The following is a 21,143-nucleotide window of genomic DNA, read 5'->3' on the forward strand; positions in this document are numbered from 1 at the left end:
TATCTATCGAAGTCAGAGTGTTAGCGTTTTCCATTAGGGCTTTCTTAACACCTGACCACATGGGTCGGAGGGCGCCATGACCCTTTACATCGACGCCGACGCCTGCCCGGTGAAAACCGAGGCCGAGACGGTGGCCACCCGCCACAGGGTGCGGATGGTGGTGGTGTCGAACGGCGGCATCCGGCCGTCGCAGAACCCGCTGGTCGAAAGCGTCTTTGTCGGAAGCGGGCCCGACGAGGCCGACAAGTGGATCGCGGACCATGCCGGGCCGGGGGATGTGGTCGTGACCGGAGACATCCCCCTGGCCGCGAAATGCGTGGCGGCGGGTGCCCGGGTGGTCAAACACAATGGCGAGGAACTGACGGCGGCCAATGTCGGCATGGCGCTGGCGACGCGGGACCTGATGCAGGACCTGCGGAGCGCCGACCCGTTCCGGCAGGGGGGCGGGAAGATGTTCGGCAAGGCGGACCGGAGCCGGTTCCTGGACGTGCTTGACCGGGTGCTGCGGCAGGCGGCCAGGGGTGGGGCGGCATGACGGACGGTGGAGTCGGGCTGAAGCCCGACCTAACCGGGAGTCTCGTCAGAGTCGGGGCAGGCCCCGACCTACGATCATGACGGTCGCCTTGTTCACCTTTGACGGGTTCCGGCGCGGGGTGCGGGACGGGCTGCCGCTGGGCCTGTGTGGGGCTGACGGTGGCCTTGCGCAGCGATGTGGCGGCGGCGCTTCTGGGCGTGGTGGTGGTCGCGCTGCTGCGGTGGGCGGGCGTCTAGACGCGATTTCTTCGAAGACATCGCAGCGGAGCCTTTGAAGGCTCCGATCCGGAATTTTCGAAAACTCCGGCACCGTGGGCGAGGGTCAGCCCTTCTTTCCGACGTTTTCGGCGAAGGCCTGCTGGAAGGCGGCCTGTTTTCCGGCATCGGCTCCAGTCTGGTTCCTGGCGACCCAGTCGGCATAGGGCATGCCGTAGACCACCTCGCGCGCCGCGTCCTTCGTCATCTCGATCCCGCGTTCCGCGGCGGCTTCCTGATACCAGCGCGACAGGCAGTTGCGGCAGAACCCGCCAAGGTTCATCAGGTCGATGTTCTGCACATCAGGGCGCTTGACCATCAGGTGGTGAACCAGCGCGCGGAAGGCGGCGGCTTCAAGTTCGGTGCGGGTGGCGTCGTCCATCAAAGGCTCTCCATCACATCGGTCAGCATCGGCGCAAGGCGCGCGGCCCAGTGGGCCTGCTCTGCCGGGGTGCCGATCAGGTCATTCCTGACCTCGATAAGTGTGTTGTGACGGCCAAGGCGCAAGGCATGGCGGTCGATCGCGTCACCCGGAAGGTGGCCCGAGTAGGGTTCGTTGTCCCCGACGCAGAGGTCGGGTTCCCTCGCCAGGCGGGCTATGAGGGGCTTCGAGAAGCGTTCGTCGAGGTGCGAGTAAAGAACGCCCACATGCCAGGGCCGGGGCAGGCGGCCCTTGAGGCAGGGGGTAAAGGAATGGACGGCGACGATCACGCGGTCGGGGCGCAGCGCGGCGAGGCGGGCGTAGGCGGAGTGATAGGGGCGGTAAAGGCGGTCGAGCCGTTCCTCGATCCCTGCCGGGGTGATGTGGCGGTTCGCGGGAATGATCGTGCCGTCGTAAAGCTGCATCACCAGGGTCGGGTCATCCTCGCCCCGGTTGGGGTCGATGACGAGGCGAGAGAAGTCCGAGAGGATCACCGGGCTGTCGAGAAGGCGGCCGAGTTCGCGGGCGACACCAGCGGCGCCGACATCCCAGGCGATGTGGCGGGCCATATCCTCGGCCGGGATGCCAAGATCGCCCCCCGCCACCCAGGGCGGCACGCGGTTCGAGGCGTGGTCGCAGGTGACCAGCCAGCGACCGGGGCGGTGCTCTCCTTCGATCTGGAAGGCCAAGGCGGACCTCAAGGCGTTGCTCATCCCTCCCTTACGGTCGTTCTTCGCGCGTGGCCAGCGATGAGCGACGGAAAGGACGCGAAGAGCGGCGGGAAGTCGTTGCGGGGCGCGATCAGTTGCGCCATAAGGCGGGCGGCCCACATGAACCGAAATTTGAAGCAGGAGGATGGCGATGCGCCGCCACCGCAACGTGAAGATTGTGGCCACGCTGGGCCCCGCATCCAGCACCTATGAGATGATCCGTGCCCTTTTCGAGGCCGGGGCCGACGTGTTCCGCCTGAACATGAGCCACGGGGTGCATGAGGACATCGCCAAGCGCCACGAGATCATTCGCAAGGTCGAGGCCGATGTCGGCCGCCCGATCGGAATCCTCGCCGACCTGCAGGGGCCGAAGCTGCGCGTGGGCGTCTTCGCCAACGGTGCGGAAGAACTGGCCGAGGGCGCGGCGTTCCGCATGGACCTGTCGACCGTGCCGGGTGATGCCAAGCGGGTCAACCTGCCGCATCCCGAGATCTTCGCGGCACTGGAACCCGGCACGACGCTTCTGGTCAATGACGGGAAGATCCGCCTTCGGGTGAACGCCTGCGGCAAGGATTTCGCCGATTGCACGGTCGAAGTCGGGGGGACGATCTCGAACCGCAAGGGCGTGAACGTGCCGGACGTGGTGCTGCCAGTGGCGGCGCTGTCCGAGAAGGACCGGGGCGACCTGGAGTTCGTCTGCGAACTGGGCGTGGACTGGCTGGCCCTCAGCTTCGTGCAGCGGCCCGAGGACGTGATCGAGGCGCGGAGCCTGGCGAAGGGCCGGGCGGCGATTCTGTCGAAGATCGAGAAGCCGGCGGCGGTGAAAGCCTATGACGCGATCCTGCAGGTCTCGGACGGGATCATGGTCGCGCGGGGCGACCTTGGGGTGGAGCTGCCGGTGACCTCGGTCCCGCCGATCCAGAAGCGGCTGGTGCGCGGCGCGCGCGCCCAGGCGAAACCGGTGATCGTTGCGACGCAGATGCTGGAATCGATGATCGAATCGCCGGTGCCGACGCGGGCCGAGGTGTCGGACGTGGCCACCGCGATCTACGAGGGCGCGGATGCGGTGATGCTTTCGGCGGAATCGGCGGCGGGCAAGTACCCGGTCGAGGCTGTCACGACGATGAACGCCGTCGCGATGAGCGTCGAGAAGGACCCGACCTACCGCTCGGTCATCGAGGCGAGCCGGGTCGTCCGCCGCGAATCGGTGGCCGACGGGATCGTCGCCGCCGCGCGCGAGATTGCCGAGGCGACCAACATCAAGGCGATCTGCTGCTTCAGCCAGTCGGGCACCACGGCAAGCCTTGTGGCCCGCGAACGCCCGCATGTGCCGATCATCGCGCTGACGCCGCTGATGTCCACCGCGCGGCGCTATGCGCTGACCTGGGGCGCGCATTGCGTGATCACTCCGCCGCAGGAGCGCTTCAAGGGCGCGGTCCTCGCGGCGGTCGGGGCGGCGCGGGCCGATGGCTTTGCGACCGAGGAAGACCAGATCGTCGTCACCGCAGGTGTGCCCTTCAACGTCAAGGGCACCACGAACATCCTGCGTGTCGCCCCCTGCGACGAAAGATTGATCTCGCGCGTCGACCCGGAGTAACCTTACGGGCGTCAGACCGCCCGGAGGTCTTGCCGTGGATACCGACCTGATCCTTACGCTCGGGATCGTCCTGCTCATCCTTGCGCTGCCGTCGCTCTTGTCGGCCTGGGTCGAGGGCGAGGCACCCCGGCTTGGTGCGATCATGCTTGTCGCCGCTCTAGGCATGATCATCGGGGCTGCAGCCTATCACCCGAGCGGCTACCGGATCAGCGATGTTCCCGGCGTGATGGTCGGCGTCGTGGCGCGGATGCTGAACTGACCGAGGGTTCCCGGGATTCGGCCCTTGCACCTTTTTCGGCCTGCCCCTATAGGAGCGGCTTCGTTACCCGCACGGCCGGCCAGAGTGGCATGCCGAGTCGTGCCTGAAACCACGGAGATGGAAATGCCCAAGATGAAGACCAAGTCGGCGGCGAAGAAGCGCTTCAGCTTCACGGCCTCGGGTCGGGTGAAGGCCGGTGTTGCCGGCAAGCGCCACGGCATGATCAAGCGCACCCCGAAATTCGTCCGCGACGCGACCGGCACCATGCTGCTCAGCGACAGCGACGCGAAGATCGTCAAGAAATACATGCCCTACGACCGGTAAGGAGAGCACCAGATGTCCCGCGTAAAATCCGGCAAGGTCACCCACGCCCGTCACCGCAAGGTGATCAAGGCCGCTTCGGGCTACTATGCCGCCCGCTCCACCAACTTCCGCACCGCGACCCAGGCGGTCGACAAGGCCAACCAGTATGCGACCCGCGACCGCAAGGCCCGCAAGCGCAGCTTCCGCGCGCTGTGGATCCAGCGGATCAACGCCGCCGTGCGCCTCTTCGACGCCGAGATGACCTATTCGCGCCTGATCAACGGCCTGGCGAAGGCCGGGATCGAGGTCGACCGCAAGGTCCTCGCCGATCTCGCCGTGCATGAGCCCGAGGCGTTCAACGCCATCGCCGGCCAGGCCAAGGCCGCGCTGGCCTGATCGGCCCGCAGATCGCGACCAGACGCAAGGCCCCGCTCTCCGCGGGGCCTTTTGCATTGGCGCGCCGGGGAACATTGCGCAGGGCCCGTGGTTGACGACCGGGCAAGAGCTAGGAAACACGCATCATGGACGACGCGCGGGTCTGGAAGTTCGAGGAAAGCCTCTGGACGGGCAGTCCCGATTCCCTTCCCAGGCGGATCGACCCCGACTGCCAGATGGTCGTGCCAGCCGAGCCTTTCCTCTTGACCGGGACCGAGGCCGCCGAGGCCATGTCCGGCACGCCACGCTGGGCCGAGGTCATGTTCCGGGACGGCCGGATCTCGCGCCCTGCGGACGGCCTGATCGTGATCGCCTATACCGCCGAAGACCGGAGTGAGGGCGGCACCTCTTACGTGGCCCATTGTACCTCGTCCTATCGGCACCTTGTCCATGCGGACTGGCGGGTCATCCAGCACCAGCAGACGCCGCCGCAACGCGCAGACCTTCAATCCGCGAAAGATGCCGAGATAAGCAGCGGAACGGGCAGGTGAACGCCCTGCGCAAGGCAGGGGCACCAGGGACGAAGGCGTCGTTACGGGAGGTGGCAGGGGCAGCAGGGATCGAACCCGCGACCTACGGTTTTGGAGACCGTCGCTCTACCAGCTGAGCTATACCCCTACGCGCGGAAGGGGTTACGGCAGGTGCAGAGGGAGGTCAAGGGCTTCCTTGACCTCCCCTTGCCAGTCAAGCAGCGGCGAGGGCCGTGAGCGCGGCCACGTCACCGGAGAGAAGCGCCGGAACCGCCGCATCGATGCGGTCAACGGGCCAATCCCACCAACCAAGGCGCAGAAGGCCGTCGATGGTATCCGGCGGAAAGCGCGGCCGGATCACCCGCGCCGGGTTGCCCGCGACGATGGTGTAAGGCGCGACCGTGCCTGCCACCACCGCCCCGGCCCCGACAATCGCCCCATGGCCGATTCGTGCCCCTGGCAGGATCAGGGCACCATGGCCAAGCCAGACGTCATGGCCGATTACGGTGTCGGGCAGCCCGGATAAGCCTGCCTTGTAACCTTCGATCAGCGCCGGATCGAAGACCGGGAAGGGATAGGTCGTGAGCCCCGTCATGTCGTGGTTGGCCGAGGCCGTGATGAACCGCACCCCATGCGCGATCTGGCAGAACCGGCCGATCTCCAGCCGCTCGGGCGCGCCGGGGTAAAGATAGGGCGCAAGCCGCGCGGCCCAGTCGGCTGGCGGGTCAAAGTCGTTGGCATAGGTGAAATCACCGATGGTGATGTTCGGATGATGGATCACCTGGTTCAGGTGGACCATGTTCGGATGGGTGGTGCCATCGGCAAAACGCAGCGGATGCGTCCGCAAGGGATAGAGGGGCATGGGGGACCTTTCGTTGAAACGGTTCAGGGGAACGGTTCAGCGGGTCAGGTCCATCGCAGCCTCCATCATGCCGGGGGAAGCATACTGCGTCCGGTGCCCGGCGAAAAGACCGCAGGATATGAAAAGGGCCGCCCCGAAGGACGGCCCTTTTGCAGAAGGTCGGTGCGCCTGAAGGCGCACCCTATGTGTTAGGCGATGATCTTCGACACCACGCCGGCGCCGACGGTGCGGCCGCCTTCGCGGATGGCGAAGCGCAGTTTCTCTTCCATCGCGATCGGGGCGATCAGCTCGACCACGAACTTCAGGTTGTCGCCCGGCATCACCATCTCGGTGCCTTCCGGCAGCTGCACGGTCCCGGTCACGTCCGTCGTGCGGAAGTAGAACTGCGGACGGTAGTTTGCGAAGAACGGGGTGTGGCGCCCGCCTTCTTCCTTGGTCAGGATGTAGGCCTCGGCCTCGAACTTGGTGTGCGGGTTCACCGACTTCGGCTTGCAGAGAACCTGGCCACGCTCGACGCCGTCACGGTCGATGCCGCGCAGCAGCACGCCCACGTTGTCGCCGGCCTCGCCGCGGTCGAGGAGCTTGCGGAACATCTCGACACCGGTGCAGACCGACTTCTTGGTCTCGCGGATGCCGACGATCTCCACTTCGTCGCCGACGTTGATCACGCCACGCTCGACCCGGCCGGTCACAACCGTGCCGCGGCCCGAGATCGAGAACACGTCTTCGATCGGCATCAGGAACGGCTGGTCAACCGCACGGGCCGGGGTCGGGATGTAGCTGTCGACCGCGTCCATCAGCGCGCGGATCGACTTTTCGCCGATTTCCGGGCTTTCGCCGATCATCGCCTGGTGGGCCGAGCCCTTGATGATCGGGATGTCGTCGCCGGGGTATTCGTAGGACGATAGCAGTTCGCGGACTTCCATCTCGACGAGCTCGAGGAGCTCTTCGTCATCCACCAGGTCGACCTTGTTCATGTAGACGACCATGTAGGGGATGCCCACCTGGCGGCCGAGCAGGATGTGCTCGCGCGTCTGCGGCATCGGGCCGTCCGAGGCGGCCACGACCAGGATCGCGCCGTCCATCTGCGCGGCACCGGTGATCATGTTCTTCACATAGTCGGCGTGGCCGGGGCAGTCGACGTGGGCGTAGTGACGGGCAGCCGTCTCGTATTCCACGTGCGCGGTCGAGATCGTGATCCCGCGGGCCCGCTCTTCCGGCGCGCCGTCGATCTGGTCATAGGCGCGGAATTCGCCGAAATACTTCGTGATCGCCGCCGTCAGCGTCGTCTTGCCATGGTCAACGTGACCAATGGTCCCGATGTTCACATGCGGTTTCGTCCGTTCAAACTTTGCCTTCGCCATCGCGTCTTCCGCCCTTCACAAGATCGGGCCCGAAAGCCCATGATTGCACGCGCGGCGACTTAGCCCGTGGGGCCGGGAAATTCAAGCCTGATTGGGGCGGATGGGTATCCTCCTCGTGGGACTTCGTCTTCTCGTCGGGTCAGGCCCCAGCGAGGAGTGCCGAAGTCAACGACGAGCGCGCGTCAGGTAAACCGGTTGTCCCTTGGAAAGCCGCGCGGGGCCATCTTGCCGGCGCTGGCGCGGGCACCCTGCCATTCGGCAAGCTCGGTCTCGGTGCGGGTGCGGCCGGCGGGGTCTTTCCACGACAGTCCTTCGGCCAGCGTGAAGGTGATCGCATCCGATAGCCCGCCATCCTTGTACTTCTGCAGCCGCACCCCCTTGCCGCGCGCCATTTCGGGGAGTTCCGCCAGGGGGAAGACCAGAAGCTTGCGGTTCTCGCCCACGACGGCGACGCTGTCGCCCCGCACGGGCGTGCAGACCGCCGCCTTGCCGCCTTCCCTGACGGTCAGGACCGCCTTTCCGGCCCGGGTCTGGGCGACGAGTTCCTCTGCGGGCACGATGAAGCCGTCGCCGGCATCGGAAGCGAGGAGCAGCTTTTCCCCCGGCCGGAAGATCAGGAGGTCCGAGATGCCGATGTCGTTCGGCAGGTCGACCATCAGGCGCACGGGTTCGCCCATCCCGCGACCGCCGGGCAGGTTCGCGCCAAGCAGGGTGAAAAAGCGGCCGTTCTCGGCGAAGAGCAGGATCTTGTCCGTCGTCTCGGCATGGAAGGCAAAACGGGGGCCGTCGCCGTCCTTGTACTTCTGTTCCGCCGCAAGATCGACATGGCCCTTCATCGCCCTTATCCAGCCCATCTTCGAGCAGATGACGGTGATCGGCTCGCGGTCGATCATCGCCTCGTAAGGGATGTCTGCCGTCTCGGTCGCGTCGGCGAACTGGGTACGGCGGGCGCCGAGAGCGGTTCCCTTGCCGTAAAGCTTGCGCACCTCGTCCAGGTCCTTGCCGACGCGCTTCCACTGCCTGCGTTCGCTGTCCAGAAGGTCGGCAAGGTCGGCGCGTTCCTTCATCAGGGCGTCGCGTTCGCGGTTCAGCTCCATCTCCTCCAGACGCCGCAAGGAGCGCAGGCGCATGTTCAGGATGGCTTCGGCCTGCGTCTCGGTCAGCTCGCCCTCGCCCGGCGCGGGGGGCCGATAGTCGCGTTCGGATGTGGCCCGGACATGCGGTTTCGACCAGTCCTCGGCCATCAGGGCGGCCTTGGGGTCGTCGTCGTAGCGGATGATGTCGATCACGCGGTCAAGGTTGAGGAAGGCGATTATGAGGCCCTCAAGCACCTCAAGCCGGGCGTCGATCTTGTCCATCCGGTGCTGGCTGCGCCGCCGCAGCACGTCGCGCCGGTGGTCAAGGAAGGCGCGGAGGACCTCTTTCAGTGAACAGACCTTCGGCACCTTGCCGTCGATCAGCACGTTCATGTTGAGCGAGAACCGCACCTCGAGGTCCGAGTTCCGGAAGAGGCTGCCCATCAGCACCTCCGGCTCCACCGTCCGGGCGCGGGGTTCGAGGATCAGGCGGATGTCATCGGCGGATTCGTCGCGCACATCGGCCAGAAGCGGGATCTTCTTGAGCTGGATGAGCTCGGCCAGTTTTTCGATCAGCTTCGACTTTTGCACCTGGAAGGGGATCTCGGTGACGACGATCTGCCAGGTGCCGCGGCCAAGGTCCTCCACCTCCCACTTCGCCCGGGTGCGGAAGGCACCGCGGCCGGTCTTGTAGGCCTCGAGGATCGAGTCGCGGGGTTCGACGATCACGCCGCCGGTGGGGAAATCGGGGCCCGGGATCAGCTGGACCAGCGCCTCGTCGGTGATCGCGGGGTCGGCGAGCAGCGCCTGGCAACCGTCGATCAGCTCATCGAGGTTATGCGGCGGGATGTTGGTGGCCATGCCGACCGCGATACCGCTGGAGCCGTTGGCCAGCAGGTTCGGGAAGGCTGCGGGCAGCACGACAGGCTCTTCCAGGCGGCCATCGTAGTTCGGGCGGAAGTCGACGGCGGTCTCGTCGATCCCCTCCATCAGCGCCTCGGCGGCGGCGGTCACGCGGGCCTCGGTGTAGCGACTGGCCGCCGGGTTATCACCGTCGATGTTGCCGAAGTTGCCCTGCCCGTCGACCAGCGGGTAGCGCATGTTGAAATCCTGCGCGAGCCGCGCCATCGCGTCGTAGATCGCCGCATCGCCGTGGGGGTGGAAATCCCCCATCGTGTCGCCGCTGATCTTGGCCGACTTGAGGAACCCGCCCGTAGGCGTCAGCCGCAGCCGCCGCATCGCCCAGAGGATTCGCCGGTGCACCGGCTTCAGCCCGTCGCGCGCGTCCGGCAAGGCTCGGTGCATGATGGTGGAAAGGGCATAGGTCAGGTAACGCTCACCGATCGCGCGGGACAGCGGTTCCGAGAGGGTCAGGCCCTCTTCCCCCTCCCGGGGCTCGATCTTGGGGTCGTCGTCATCCGCACTCATGCATGTTGTGTAAGGAAAAGGTGCGCGCCGGTCCAGATGGCTTTGTCACAGGACCTGTGGCCTTGTGGATAAATGATGCGATTCCGACTCAACCCGAAAGGGGTGCTGTGTTAGGGTCAGGTCAGTTGCCAAGACGGATTCCCTATGCTGCGCCTGACCTTACTTCTTTGCCTCGGCATGATTGCCGCCCTTTTCACCCTGGGCGAGGATCGTGGACAACTGCGCCCCGGTCTGGCCAAGGCCGAGGCCGAGGGCCGGCTTGACGAGGTCTGGGCCGAGGCGCGCGCAAGGGCGAACCCGACCCCGACACCCGCAGCGGCACCTGCGCCTGAACCGGTTGCTATCGTAGAGGCAGCCCCCGAGCCTGTTCCCGAACCCGTTGCCCCGCCGAAGGTCACCCTTGCCGGCACCGGCCCCGTGATCGAGGTCGAGGCCGGTCGCGATGTCGTGCGCGAGGTCGAGGAGCCCGTCTTCACCCTGTCAGCCCTGGGCAATGAACCCGTCCCCGGCGAGGACGGCGCGCCCATCGAAGGCGCCGTCAACGACGCCCTTGCCGAGGCCGGCACGGACCCGGCAGCCGCACCTGCGCTGAACGCGGGCACGATCTGGTATGTCACGGCGAATTCGGTCAACGTCCGCTCCGCCCCGTCGACCGAGGCGGAGATTCTTGACCGGCTTGGAACCGGCGAGGCGGCGCTTCTGGTGGCTGCGGTCGATTCCGACTGGGCGCAGATCGTGATCCAGGGCGACGGCGTCGAAGGCTATGTGGCGCTCCGCTATCTCAGCCCGACTGCCCCCTGACCCCTGGCATGACGCCCCGTTCGATCCTGATCACCGGGTGTTCCTCGGGTATCGGTCTTGATGCCGCGCGCGGCCTGAAGGCCCGGGGATGGCGCGTCCTTGCCACCTGCCGGCAGGAGGCGGATTGCGAAAGGCTGCGGGCCGAGGGGCTGGAAAGCTTTCGCCTCGACTACGCCGACGAGGGCAGCATCGCCGAGGCCGTGGCCGAGACCCTGAGCCGCACCGGCGGCACGCTGGATGCTCTCTTCAACAACGGCGCCTTCGCCTGCCCCGGGCTGGTCGAGGACCTGCCGCGCGGCGCCCTACGCGAGATTTTCGAGACGAACCTCTTCGGCTACCACGACCTTGCCCGCCGGGTCATCCCGGTGATGCGGGCGCAAGGCCACGGTCGGATCGTCAACTGCTCGTCGGTCCTGGGGCTGGTCGGGATGCGGTTTCGCGGGGCCTATGTCGCGACCAAATTCGCGATGGAAGGTCTGACCGATGTGATGCGGATCGAGCTTCAGGGTTCCGGGATCGAGGTGATCCTGATCGAACCGGGGCCGATCGCGACGAAGATCCGCGAGAACGCCATCCCGCATTTCGAGAAGTGGATCGACTGGGAGAACTCCGCCCAGGCCGACCTTTATCGCCGCCTGCGCGGAAGGCTTTACGACAAGAAGGTCAAGAAGGACGCCTTCGAGCTGGAACCTTCGGCGGTGACCGCCAAGCTGATCCGCGCGCTTGAGGCGCGGCGTCCGAAGCCGCGCTACTTTGTCACCACGCCCACCTACCTGATGGCGTTCGCGCGCCGGGCCCTGCCGACGCGGGCGCTGGACTGGCTGATCGCTAAGGGCTGAAACGCGAATTTCCGACGAAAACTCGGGGATGCTGATGGAAGGCGTTTTTTGGCTTCGCTTTTGCGGGCCGCCCGCCTAGATCAGGCTGAAAGGGAGTTCGCCCATGTTTTCCGATCCGCTGTTCCTTCTGGCCACCGTGGCCTGCTTCGTCGTCCTTGGCATCCTCCTCTTCGGGATCGGGACCTTTGCGAGGGGCGGCGAATTCAACAAGCGCAACGCCAACAAGATCATGCGCTGGCGGATCGGGGTGCAGTTCGTGGCGGTGATCCTGATCGTGGCATTCGCCTGGCTCAAATCAGCGGGGAACTGATGGTCGTCCTGTCGAAGATCTATACCAAGACCGGCGATGCCGGGGAAACCGCGCTGGGGAACGGGGCGCGGGTGGCCAAGCATTCCCTGCGGGTCAGCGCCTATGGCACGGTGGACGAGACGAACGCGACGGTCGGCCTTGCCCGCCTGCACGCCACGGGAGAGATGGCCGAGGCGCTGAAGCGCATCTCGAATGACCTTTTCGATCTGGGCGCCGACCTTTGCACCCCCGACCGGCATCTGGACGAAACGCTTTCCTACACGCCGCTGCGGATGATCGAAGGCCAGGTCACGCGCCTGGAACGCGAGATCGACGCGATGAACGAACGTCTCACGCCGCTGCGGAGTTTCATCCTGCCGGGCGGGTCGGTGCTGGCGGCGCAGCTTCACCTTTGCCGCACCGTCTGCCGGCGGGCCGAGCGGCTGGTGGTCGAGACCGCGACGATGGAGGACGTGAACCCCGAGGCGGTGCGCTACCTCAACCGCCTGTCGGACTGGTTCTTCGTCGCGGGCCGCATTGCCAACAATGACGGCAAGGATGACGTCCTCTGGGTGCCGGGCCTGACGCGCTGACCGCGGGATCGCTCGTCGAGCACTTCGTGCACTCCTCGCTTGCCGTCACGACGAGTGCACGAAGCGCTCGAGGAGTTGGCGGTGAAAGGCGTGCTGATCGTCTCCGGCGATCAGAACGCGGCGTCGTGTCGCCGAAACCTGTCGCATTTGCTCTGTTCCCACGCCCCCCGTTCCGGTAACAGGCGGGCGAGAGCTTGTGCGGGCCGGGGCGCCCGCGTCGGATGAGGAGTGCGGCCATGAAGGTGCTGGTCCCGGTCAAGCGGGTGATCGACTACAACGTGAAGGTGCGCGTCAAGGCGGACGGGTCGGGGGTCGACCTTGCGAACGTCAAGATGAGCATGAACCCCTTTGACGAGATTGCCGTGGAAGAGGCGATCCGCCTGAAGGAAAAGGGTCTGGCGACCGAGGTCGTCGTCGTCTCGATCGGCGTGAAGCAAAGCCAGGAAACGCTGCGCAACGCGTTGGCGATGGGTGCCGACCGCGCGATCCTGATCGAAGCCACCGCTGACGTGCACACCGATATCGAGCCGCTGGCCGTGGCGAAACTGCTGGCCGCCGTGGTGAAGGAAGAGGCCCCGGGCCTCGTCATCTGCGGCAAGCAGGCGATCGACAACGACATGAACGCGACCGGGCAGATGCTGGCCGCACTTCTGGGCTGGTCGCAGGCGACCTTCGCCTCGGAAGTCGCGATCGAGGGCGACAAAGCCAAGGTCACACGCGAGGTGGACGGCGGCCTCCAGACGATCAGCGTCAAGCTGCCGACGATCATCACGGTTGACCTGCGCCTGAACGAGCCGCGCTATGCGTCGCTGCCGAACATCATGAAGGCCAAGGCCAAGCCCCTGGCGACCAAGACGCCCGCCGATTATGGCGTGGACGTCGCCCCGCGCCTCTCGGTCATCAAGACCGTCGAACCGGCGGGCCGCAAGGCGGGCGTGAAGGTCGGCTCGGTGGCCGAGCTGATCCAGAAACTGAAAGACGAAGCGGGGGTGATCTGAGATGGCCGTTCTTCTTCTTGCTGATATCGCCGACGGGAAACTCGCAACCGACCAGGTCGCCAAGGCGCTGACCGCGGTGAAGTCGTTGGGTCCGGTGACGGTTCTGGTCGCGGGCCCCGATGACGCCGCCGCTGCTGCCGAGGCAGCGACGCTTCAGGGTGTGTCCAGGGTGCTTCTGGCCGATGGCGCGGAATATGCCCACGGCATGTCGGAACCCACCGCCGCGCTGGTCGTCTCGCTGGCAGGCGACTACGAACACATCGTGGCCCCCTCGGGCGCGCTGTCGAAATCGGTGCTGCCCCGTGTCGCTGCGCTCTTGGACGTAATGGTGATCTCCGAAGTCCTCGCCGTGCATGACGCGGCAACCTTCGACCGCCCGATCTATGCCGGGAACGCGATCCAGACGGTGAAATCGTCCGACGCGAAGAAGGTGATGACCATCCGCACCGCGACCTTCGACGCCGCCGGCAAGGGCGGATCGGCTGCGGTCGAGAAGGTCTCGGCCTCGGTCGACGGCAGCCTTTCGGCCTGGGTCGAGGACAAGGTGGCCTCGTCCGACCGTCCCGAACTGACCTCGGCCGGGATCGTCGTCTCGGGTGGCCGTGGCGTTGGCAGCCAGTCTGACTTTGCCCTGATCGAAAAGCTGGCGGACAAACTGAACGCCGCCGTGGGTGCTTCGCGCGCCGCCGTGGACTCCGGCTACGCGCCGAACGATTGGCAGGTCGGCCAGACCGGCAAGGTCGTGGCGCCGGACCTTTACGTGGCGGTCGGCATCTCGGGTGCGATCCAGCACCTTGCCGGGATGAAGGACTCCAAGGTCATCGTCGCGATCAACAAGGACGAAGAGGCGCCGATCTTCCAGGTCGCAGATTACGGGCTGGTGGCCGACCTCTTCACCGCCGTGCCGGAAATGATCGAGAAGCTCTGACGGGCGGTGCGCTGTAGCGCACCCTACGCAGACATGAGGGGCCGCCTTCGGGCGGCCCCTTTTCCATTCAGACCCAGTCGCGCGGCACTTCCACGCTTTCCTCGCGCTCGAAAACCTTCTCCGCCCCGTCCCATGCCGTGACACGCGCTTTCATCCGAAGGTGGGTCGCGTTGCCCGTCATCTCGGTCTCGGCCAGGGTCTGGACCGACCAGCCCTCACGCGACAGGCGCTGGTCCCAGTCAATCGTTGCACGGGCCGAAAGGGGATCATCGGCGGCAATCTCCCAGCGTTCGGTCACCGTCTCGCCATGGGTCAGGCCGTGGGGTTCCCGCGTGTCGCCGGTATCCTCGACGATGGTCATGACATGGGCACCCGAAACCGGATCGACCGTCACCTCGCGCGACCACTGGCCGGACCGGGCGACGGTCTGGCGCGGCGGGGGCAAGGGTTCGGCCGCTGGCGGGGTCCAGTCCGGGGCATCGGCCAGGACCGGCAGGTCCAGCGTGCCTTCGGTCAGCCTCAGCGCGGCACGGTCGGGCAGCGGCCAGAGGAAGGGCCAGTAGCTTGTCGACAGCGCCAGCCGCAGCCGATGGCCGGGTTCCAGCCGATGGGCAAGGTGGTCGAGCGGTATGGTCACCTCGACAGGTTCACCGACCGGAAGAGGTTCCGGTTCGACGGGATCATAGCGATGGCTGAGGTTCAGCATCCCGTGGCTGATCCGCAACGAGCTTCCATCCGGCCCCACGTCGCACAGCCGCGCGACCAGATGCGCCCTCGGTTGATCCGAGGTCAGCCGCAGCCGCAAGACCGGCGCCCCGGCCAGTGTCAGCGCCCCGGCCAGCACCGGTCCGTCGAAGGTGACCGACAGCGCATCATCCGCCGCCTGGTCCCCTGGCATCTCGCCATGGTCGCCGGTCGGGAAATACTCCCCCGCGGCCAGCCCGAGCTGCTGTGGCGTATCGATGGTCACGGGCAGCGGCCCGGACAGGTCGGCCCCAAGGGACAACTCCCTTCGGTCAACCTCGCCACCCGGCCCGATCCAGTGACCGCGGCGATGCGCGGCGCAAGGGTCCGGCCGGGCGGAGTGCTGGACATAGCGGTATAGCCCGGCCTGGACCTCTCCCTCCCCCTTCAGCCAGTGGTCCCACCAGGCCTTGGCTTCGGTCAGGAAACCGATCCGCGGGCCAGGCACCCCCATATGCGGATAAAGATGCACCCAGGGCCCGATGATGCCGCGCACCGGGGCGGGGGCGTTCTCCACAAGCGCCGGAACCATGTTCATGTAGCCGTCCGCCCAGCCGCCGAAGGCAAGGATCGGCACCTGCAGCCGCGACCAGTCATCCCCCACCGATCCATGCCGCCAGTAGCCGTCCCGCGTCTGGTGCCCGGCCCAGCGCGGGGCGAGCCAGGGGTTCCCCTCCAGCCGCTTCAGCCAGTCCTCCCGCCAGCCTGCGTGCAAGGCCGGGTCTGCGGGCCGCGAGGAGTAGCTGAGCATCGTCGACGCCCAGCCGAAATTCTCGCCCAAAAGGCAGCCGCCCTTGAAGTGGATGTCGTGCCCGAAGCGGTCCACCGTGCCGCAGACCGCGATCACCGCCTTCAGGGCGGGGGGCTGCAGCGCTGCCACCTGCAGCGCGTTGAAGGCCCCCCAGCTTTTGCCCATCATGCCCACGGCGCCCGTGCACCAGTCCTGCGCCGCCACCCAGGCGATCACGGCACAGGCATCGTCCAGTTCCTGCGGGGTGTATTCGTCGGTCAGCAGCCCCTCGCTCTCGCCACAGCCACGCAGATCAACGCGCAGGCAGGCGTATCCGGCCGCGGCCAGCCAGGGATGGATCGCTTCATCCCGCGCCGCCGTCCCGTCGCGCTTGCGATAGGGGATCATCTCGATCACCGCCGGCACAACCGCGCCCCCGGGCCGCCAGAGCCGGGCTGACAGCGTCACGCCGTCGGGCATCGGAATGCGCTGGTCGGGACTGTCGAGCAGGTCCAAGGGTCACCCATGACGGATACGACCGGCAGGCGTCGGTCGGGGGCCAGACTGCCCCGGCAGGCGCGGCCATGCAATGGGACGCGCAGCCAGGGAACGTGCGATGACCAAGAAGCCGAACCTCCTGATCCTCATGGTCGACCAGCTGACCGGCACGCTTTTCCCGGATGGCCCCGCGCCGTTCCTTCACGCACCGAACCTCAGGGCCCTTGCCGCACGCTCTGCCCGCTTCGCCAACGCCTACACCGCATCGCCCCTGTGTTCACCCGCGCGGGCCAGCTTCATGACCGGCCAGCTTCCCAGCCGCACGAAAGTCTATGACAACGCGGCCGAGTTTGCCGCGGACATCCCGACCTATGCTCACCACCTGCGGCGGGCGGGTTATCAGACCTCGCTTTCCGGCAAGATGCATTTCGTCGGCCCCGACCAGCTTCACGGCTTCGAGGAACGCCTGACCACCGACATCTACCCCGCCGATTTCGGCTGGACGCCGGATTACCGCAAACCGGGCGAGCGGATCGACTGGTGGTATCACAACCTCGGCTCGGTCACCGGGGCGGGGGTGGCCGAGATCACCAACCAGTACGAATACGACGACGACGTGACCAATCAGGCCTGCCAGAAGCTGTACGACCTGTCGCGCGGCCTTGATTCCCGCCCGTGGTGCCTGACGGTCAGCTTCACCCACCCGCACGACCCCTTCGTCGCCCGCCGCAAATACTGGGACCTCTACGAAGGTGCCCCGGAGTGTGAGCCGCCCGAGGGGCTTGCCTACGACGACATGGACCCGCACTCGCGCCGCCTGATGGATGCCTGCGACTGGCGGTCCTCCACCATCACGCCGGATCATGTCCGCCGCGCGCGGCAGGCCTATTTCGCCAACATCAGCTATATCGACGACAAGATCGGCGAGATCCTTGCCGTGCTTGAGGCTTCGCGGCAGGAGGCCGACATCGTCTTTCTTTCCGACCACGGCGAGATGCTTGGGGAAAAGGGCCTCTGGTTCAAGATGAGCTTCCTCGAAGGCTCGGCCCGCGTGCCGCTGATGATCTCCTCGCCGGCAATGCCTGCCGGGCTGGTCGAGACACCGGTCTCGGCGATCGACGTGGCGCCCACGCTTGCGGCGCTTGCCGGGATTCCGCTGGATGAGGTCACCCCCTGGACCGACGGGGCCAACCTGATCCCCGTAGCACAAGGCAAAGCGCGCGGCCCGGTCGCGATGGAATATGCCGCCGAAGGCACGGTCACCCCGATGGTCGCCCTGCGCGACGGGGCATGGAAATACATCCGCTGCCCCGCTGACCCCGAACAGCTGTTCGACCTTGCGAACGACCCCGGTGAGACGACGAACCTCGCCACCGACCCTCGCGCCGCCCAGGTCCTCACCCACTTCCGCGCCCTCGCCGACGCCCGCTGGGACCTTGCCGCCTTCGACGCCGCAGTCCGGGAAAGCCAAGCCCGCCGCTGGGTGGTGTACGAAGCGCTGCGGAACGGGACCTATGCGCCCTGGGATCACCAGCCCTTCCGCCCGGCCTCGGAACGCTACATGCGCAACCACATGGACCTGAACGTGCTGGAAGAACGGAAGCGGTTTCCAAGGGGGGAATAGGGCGGAAATGCAAAAGGCCGGGCAGAAGCCCGGCCAATGCACTCGTCAATCGTTTGGCGCGGTTCAGGCCGACTTGCGCTTGCGCCGGGCAGCCCAGCCGAGCGCACCGATGCCGGCGAGCAGCAGCGGCAGCGACGCCGGAACCGGGATCGGGGCAACCAGCAGGCCCGCCGCCGTCACGTTTGCAGTCTGGTCATCGAACGGCGACACGCCACCCGCCGTGAAGCGCACGGCATTGGCGACCAGCGGGCCGGTCTTCAGCCAGGCAAGACCGACCGTTCCGAAGTTGTCGTTGCCCGTGTTGGTCGGGTCGTTGTCGTCGTTGAACGCCGTAACCGAACGCGAGGTGTACCAGGTGGCGCCGCCGTCATTCGAATATTCGAGGACGACTTCCTCGGTGCCTTCACCGCGCTGGCTGCCGTTGTAGGCCAGCATCCCGGCGAAGCCGAGGATCTTGACCACGCCGGTGAAGGTGACCTGCACGTACTCGACCGGATTGATCAGGCCGGCGTCGATTTCGCGCGGAAGGGCACCTTCCACCCCGAAGCCGGTGCTGAACCGGGTCGTCGACACCGGCGCGCAGGCGAAATTCCATCCGGAGCCCGTGCAGCCGAGCGAAGAATCATGCCGCGAGTTGGTGAGAACGCGGCTCGCACCAGAGGCGTCGGTGGCCGTCACGGTGTACCCCTCGTTGCCAGCGGTGCCCGAAGAGGCATTGGCGACGGGGTCGAAGACGGTGAAATCCAGAACGGTCGCCGCGGATGCCGGCGCCGCAAGCCCGGCCGCGAGGACGGCGATTGCAACACTTTTTCTCATTCAAACCTCCTGTGAAAACCTGTCAGACGCGACACCTTTGATCACGCCTGGTTGGACACGCTGAACACGCAGTAAACGATACCTTAATGCAGGGCGTCCCGCCACATCTTCTGATCCCGGAACCTGATTTCATCCGCGCATTTGACCTGAGGGCGAGTAATTCTACTTAAGGATGTGCGCGAGTCGCGGATGTTTCTACCGTTGCGTGCGCACATTGCACTGACCGCCTTCGTCCCGCCCAAATATGTCCATTTTCTTACGAACGTGCGACGAATCACTTGGGCGCATCCGGTCGTCCCCGGTCCAGCCAGCCGCCTTCACAATCCGGTGCGGAACGTCACCTTGCGTCGGCCAGAACCCTCTCGGCCCCCTTCCAGCCCATCAGCATCGCGGGGGCATTGGTGTTGCCCGCGATGATGTTCGGAAATGCGCTTGCGTCGATCACCCGCAGGCCGCCCAAGCCATGAACCCGAAGTCCCGCATCCACGACCGAGGTCGCCGGATCAGACCCCATCCGGCAGGTGCAGCTTGGATGGTATACGGTACCCGACCGCGACCGGAAGTCCTGGATAAGCTCTTCATCCGATTGCACTGTCGGACCCGGCCGCAGTTCTTCCTTGATCAGCCGGGCCATCGCGGGTTGGGCCGCGATGTGGCGCAGGAACTTGACCGCCGCCAGCATCTCCTCGACATCGTGGTTGGTGGAAAAGGCGTTCGCGGTAATGACCGGATGATCCTCGGCCCGCGCCGTCCGCAGCCGGATGTGCCCGCGGCTGGTGGGCCGGCAGTTCGACAGGCCGATCGACATGCCCGACCAGGGGTCGGGGCTCAGGATCGGGCGCTCGCCATCGCGCGGGATAAGCGTCGAAAAGGCCTGAAAATACAGCTGCATGTTCGGCCGGTCGAGGTCGGGGCTCGTCCGGAAAAACCCGCCCCCGTGGTTGATCGACTTCGCCAGCGGTCCGCCCCCGCCGATGAAATACTGCAACCCGGCGCGCAGCTTGCCCCACCAGGGCCGCAGTTCGTCATTGTAGGTCGGCACTTTCATCGCCCAGGTGTAGTTCAGCCCCTGATGGTCGCTGAGATGATCGCCGACATTCGGGTTATCCAGAACCACCGGGATGCCGAGGGATTGCAGCAGCGCCCCCGGCCCGATGCCCGAAAGCTGCAGAAGCTGCGGCGAGTTGATCGCGCCCCCCGAAAGGATCACCTCGGCCCTCGCCTTCAGGATCTTCGTCTCGCCCCCCCGGCGATACTCCACCCCGACGGCTCGCCCCCCCTCGATCACGACGCGGGTCGCCAGCGCCCCGGTGATGACCCGGACATTGCTCCGCTTCATCGCCGGGCGAAGGAAGGCCCGTGCAGCCGAGTTCCGCCGCGCCCCCTTGATCGTCATCTGGTAGACCCCGGCCCCTTCCTGCTCGGCGCCGTTGAAGTCCGGGTTCTGCGGAAGCCCGGCTTGCGCGCAGGCTTCGACATAGGTCGGCACAAGGGGGTGGAGCCCGGACTTGTTGGCCGAAATGAACAGCGGCCCGCCCGTCCCGCGAAAGGCATCCCCGCCCGCCTCGTTGTCCTCCAGCGCCCGGTAGGCGGCCAGGCAGTCCTCCCAGCCCCAGCCGGGGTTGCTGCGCCCCCAATCCTCGTAGTCGGCCCGGTGCCCGCGGATCCACACCATCGCGTTGATGCTGGAGGACCCGCCCAGAACCTTCCCGCGCGGCCAGTGGTCCCGCGCGCCATTCAGCCCAGGGTCCGGTTCGGTCTTGTACAGCCAGTTCACCGCCGGGTCGTAGAAGAGCTTGCCATAGCCAAGCGGCAGATGGACGTAGAACCGCCGGTCTGTCCCGCCCGCCTCCAGCACCGTCACCCGGTGCTTCCCGCTGGCCGACAGGCGGTCGGCCAGCACGCAGCCCGCGCTTCCTGCGCCCACGATGATATAATCGGTCTCGTCCATGCTCGTCCCCGCACGCCCCGCGAGACCCTATCCGTGCAGCCTGACCGCAACCGTTCCTTTAGCGACAGGAAATGTCGCCTGAAAGCCGTCGATCCTGCTGATTTCCTTTCTGCCTAGATATCCCCGCCGGAGGCTCCGACAGCGAACGTGGGCGCATAGTCCACCGGAAAGTTCACCGACCGGGCGATGAAGCAGACCTCGTGGATGCGGTGATGGATCGCCTCCGCCACTGCGAGGTCCGCCCCGGGGGCCACAACCACATGCGGCCGCAGGGTCACCTTGACGAACCGCCCCGCCCCGCCGCGCCCGACCTCGCCCACACCCAGCGGGCTGTCGGAATAGGCGGTCACCACGATCCCCGCGTCGCTCGCATAGTGCAGGTACCACAGCATGTGACAGGCCGAGAGCGCCGAGAGGAGCAGGTCCTCCGGGTTCATCTTCGAGGGGTCCCCGCCCAGCAGCGGATCGTTCGAACACTGCACCAGCGCCTTCCCCGGCACCGCGATGTCCCAGGTGCGGTCATAGGCCTTGTAATGCGCCGTCCCCTCGCCCCGGTTGCCGGTCCAGAGGATGCGGGTGGTGTAGTCATGGATCGGCATGGAAACCTCGCTTGCGCCC

Annotated in this window: 23 protein-coding genes and 1 tRNA gene; 14 read left to right on the forward strand and 10 right to left on the reverse strand. The window is 66.3% G+C overall.

The window, feature by feature from the left end; all coding sequences use genetic code 11:
• Nucleotides 1–76: 76 nt before the first annotated feature.
• Nucleotides 77–535 (forward strand): YaiI/YqxD family protein, encoded by a 459-nt coding sequence (locus tag AC2D9V_RS03445; RefSeq protein WP_484712638.1) that lies wholly within the window; start codon nt 77–79, stop codon nt 533–535.
• Nucleotides 536–633: 98 nt separating this feature from the next.
• Nucleotides 634–771, forward strand: coding sequence for a hypothetical protein (locus tag AC2D9V_RS03450; protein WP_484712639.1), 138 nt, complete (start codon nt 634–636; stop codon nt 769–771).
• An 85-nt stretch (nt 772–856) separates the two neighbouring features.
• On the opposite strand, the gene AC2D9V_RS03455 is transcribed toward AC2D9V_RS03450, so the two are convergent.
• Both AC2D9V_RS03455 and AC2D9V_RS03460 read right to left on the reverse strand, forming a co-directional pair.
• Nucleotides 857–1,171, reverse strand: coding sequence for a DUF1244 domain-containing protein (locus AC2D9V_RS03455; RefSeq protein ID WP_484712640.1), 315 nt, complete (start codon nt 1,169–1,171; stop codon nt 857–859).
• Nucleotides 1,171–1,923: an N-formylglutamate amidohydrolase gene (locus AC2D9V_RS03460; protein ID WP_484712641.1), complete on the reverse strand. Its 753-nt coding sequence runs from the start codon at nt 1,921–1,923 to the stop codon at nt 1,171–1,173. The genes AC2D9V_RS03455 and AC2D9V_RS03460 overlap by 1 nt, the downstream gene beginning before the upstream one ends.
• A 148-nt stretch (nt 1,924–2,071) precedes the next feature.
• Here AC2D9V_RS03460 and pyk point away from each other — a divergent pair, with 148 nt between their 5' ends.
• The 5 genes from pyk (at nt 2,072) to AC2D9V_RS03485 (ending at nt 5,005) form a co-directional block, all read left to right on the forward strand.
• Nucleotides 2,072–3,517 (forward strand): pyruvate kinase, encoded by a 1,446-nt coding sequence (pyk, locus tag AC2D9V_RS03465; protein ID WP_484712642.1) that lies wholly within the window; start codon nt 2,072–2,074, stop codon nt 3,515–3,517.
• A gap of 34 nt (nt 3,518–3,551) precedes the next feature.
• Nucleotides 3,552–3,776, forward strand: a complete 225-nt coding sequence (locus tag AC2D9V_RS03470) for a hypothetical protein (protein ID WP_484712643.1) — start codon at nt 3,552–3,554, stop codon at nt 3,774–3,776.
• Between the two features lie 123 nt (nt 3,777–3,899).
• A complete protein-coding gene (rpmI, locus tag AC2D9V_RS03475; protein ID WP_484712644.1) occupies nt 3,900–4,100 on the forward strand; it encodes a 50S ribosomal protein L35 in 201 nt (66 codons plus the stop codon).
• 12 nt (nt 4,101–4,112) lie between these two features.
• Nucleotides 4,113–4,475 carry a 50S ribosomal protein L20 gene (gene rplT / locus AC2D9V_RS03480; RefSeq protein ID WP_374435134.1) on the forward strand — a complete coding sequence of 121 codons (363 nt, stop codon included), beginning with the start codon at nt 4,113–4,115 and terminating at the stop codon, nt 4,473–4,475.
• Nucleotides 4,476–4,600: 125 nt separating this feature from the next.
• Nucleotides 4,601–5,005, forward strand: a complete 405-nt coding sequence (locus AC2D9V_RS03485) for a hypothetical protein (protein ID WP_484712645.1) — start codon at nt 4,601–4,603, stop codon at nt 5,003–5,005.
• Between the two features lie 51 nt (nt 5,006–5,056).
• Here AC2D9V_RS03485 and AC2D9V_RS03490 read toward each other — a convergent pair.
• From AC2D9V_RS03490 to parC, 4 genes are all read right to left on the reverse strand, one after another.
• Nucleotides 5,057–5,132 (reverse strand) — tRNA-Trp (locus AC2D9V_RS03490).
• 66 nt (nt 5,133–5,198) lie between these two features.
• The gene (locus AC2D9V_RS03495) at nt 5,199–5,846 is read right to left on the reverse strand and encodes a CatB-related O-acetyltransferase (RefSeq protein WP_484712646.1); all 648 of its coding nucleotides are present in this window, start codon (nt 5,844–5,846) and stop codon (nt 5,199–5,201) included.
• A 188-nt stretch (nt 5,847–6,034) separates the two neighbouring features.
• A complete protein-coding gene (tuf, locus tag AC2D9V_RS03500; protein WP_484712447.1) occupies nt 6,035–7,210 on the reverse strand; it encodes an elongation factor Tu in 1,176 nt (391 codons plus the stop codon).
• A 182-nt stretch (nt 7,211–7,392) separates the two neighbouring features.
• Entirely contained in the window at nt 7,393–9,714 is a 2,322-nt protein-coding gene (parC, locus tag AC2D9V_RS03505) for a DNA topoisomerase IV subunit A (RefSeq protein WP_484712647.1), read from the reverse strand.
• A gap of 144 nt (nt 9,715–9,858) precedes the next feature.
• On the opposite strand from parC, the gene AC2D9V_RS03510 reads away from it, so the two are divergent.
• From AC2D9V_RS03510 to AC2D9V_RS03535, 6 genes are all read left to right on the forward strand, one after another.
• Nucleotides 9,859–10,515, forward strand: coding sequence for an SH3 domain-containing protein (locus tag AC2D9V_RS03510; RefSeq protein WP_484712648.1), 657 nt, complete (start codon nt 9,859–9,861; stop codon nt 10,513–10,515).
• A gap of 8 nt (nt 10,516–10,523) precedes the next feature.
• Nucleotides 10,524–11,354, forward strand: coding sequence for an SDR family NAD(P)-dependent oxidoreductase (locus tag AC2D9V_RS03515; protein ID WP_484712649.1), 831 nt, complete (start codon nt 10,524–10,526; stop codon nt 11,352–11,354).
• A 103-nt stretch (nt 11,355–11,457) separates the two neighbouring features.
• Complete coding sequence (locus AC2D9V_RS03520) at nt 11,458–11,664, forward strand: twin transmembrane helix small protein (protein ID WP_484712650.1); 207 nt, start codon at nt 11,458–11,460, stop codon at nt 11,662–11,664.
• The gene (locus AC2D9V_RS03525) at nt 11,664–12,236 is read left to right on the forward strand and encodes a cob(I)yrinic acid a,c-diamide adenosyltransferase (protein WP_484712651.1); all 573 of its coding nucleotides are present in this window, start codon (nt 11,664–11,666) and stop codon (nt 12,234–12,236) included. The genes AC2D9V_RS03520 and AC2D9V_RS03525 overlap by 1 nt, the downstream gene beginning before the upstream one ends.
• A 236-nt stretch (nt 12,237–12,472) precedes the next feature.
• The gene (locus AC2D9V_RS03530; protein WP_484712652.1) at nt 12,473–13,234 is read left to right on the forward strand and encodes an electron transfer flavoprotein subunit beta/FixA family protein; all 762 of its coding nucleotides are present in this window, start codon (nt 12,473–12,475) and stop codon (nt 13,232–13,234) included.
• Between the two features lies 1 nt (nt 13,235).
• Complete coding sequence (locus AC2D9V_RS03535) at nt 13,236–14,162, forward strand: electron transfer flavoprotein subunit alpha/FixB family protein (RefSeq protein ID WP_484712653.1); 927 nt, start codon at nt 13,236–13,238, stop codon at nt 14,160–14,162.
• A 67-nt stretch (nt 14,163–14,229) separates the two neighbouring features.
• Here the strand turns inward: AC2D9V_RS03535 and AC2D9V_RS03540 are convergent, their stop codons facing one another.
• Nucleotides 14,230–16,116 carry a CocE/NonD family hydrolase gene (locus AC2D9V_RS03540; protein ID WP_484712654.1) on the reverse strand — a complete coding sequence of 629 codons (1,887 nt, stop codon included), beginning with the start codon at nt 16,114–16,116 and terminating at the stop codon, nt 14,230–14,232.
• A gap of 136 nt (nt 16,117–16,252) precedes the next feature.
• Here AC2D9V_RS03540 and betC point away from each other — a divergent pair, with 136 nt between their 5' ends.
• Nucleotides 16,253–17,758, forward strand: a complete 1,506-nt coding sequence (betC, locus tag AC2D9V_RS03545; RefSeq protein ID WP_484712655.1) for a choline-sulfatase — start codon at nt 16,253–16,255, stop codon at nt 17,756–17,758.
• A gap of 63 nt (nt 17,759–17,821) precedes the next feature.
• Here the strand turns inward: betC and AC2D9V_RS03550 are convergent, their stop codons facing one another.
• The 3 genes from AC2D9V_RS03550 to AC2D9V_RS03560 all read right to left on the reverse strand — a co-directional run bounded on the left by AC2D9V_RS03550 (nt 17,822) and on the right by AC2D9V_RS03560 (nt 21,124).
• Nucleotides 17,822–18,574: a VPLPA-CTERM sorting domain-containing protein gene (locus tag AC2D9V_RS03550; protein WP_484712656.1), complete on the reverse strand. Its 753-nt coding sequence runs from the start codon at nt 18,572–18,574 to the stop codon at nt 17,822–17,824.
• A gap of 337 nt (nt 18,575–18,911) precedes the next feature.
• Nucleotides 18,912–20,525: a GMC family oxidoreductase gene (locus AC2D9V_RS03555; protein ID WP_484712657.1), complete on the reverse strand. Its 1,614-nt coding sequence runs from the start codon at nt 20,523–20,525 to the stop codon at nt 18,912–18,914.
• A 113-nt stretch (nt 20,526–20,638) separates the two neighbouring features.
• On the reverse strand, nt 20,639–21,124 hold the full coding sequence (locus tag AC2D9V_RS03560; protein ID WP_484712658.1) for an OsmC family protein: 486 nt from the start codon (nt 21,122–21,124) through the stop codon (nt 20,639–20,641).
• Between the last annotated feature and the right edge of the window lie 19 nt (nt 21,125–21,143).

The organism is Tabrizicola sp. T46, from assembly GCF_057219895.1.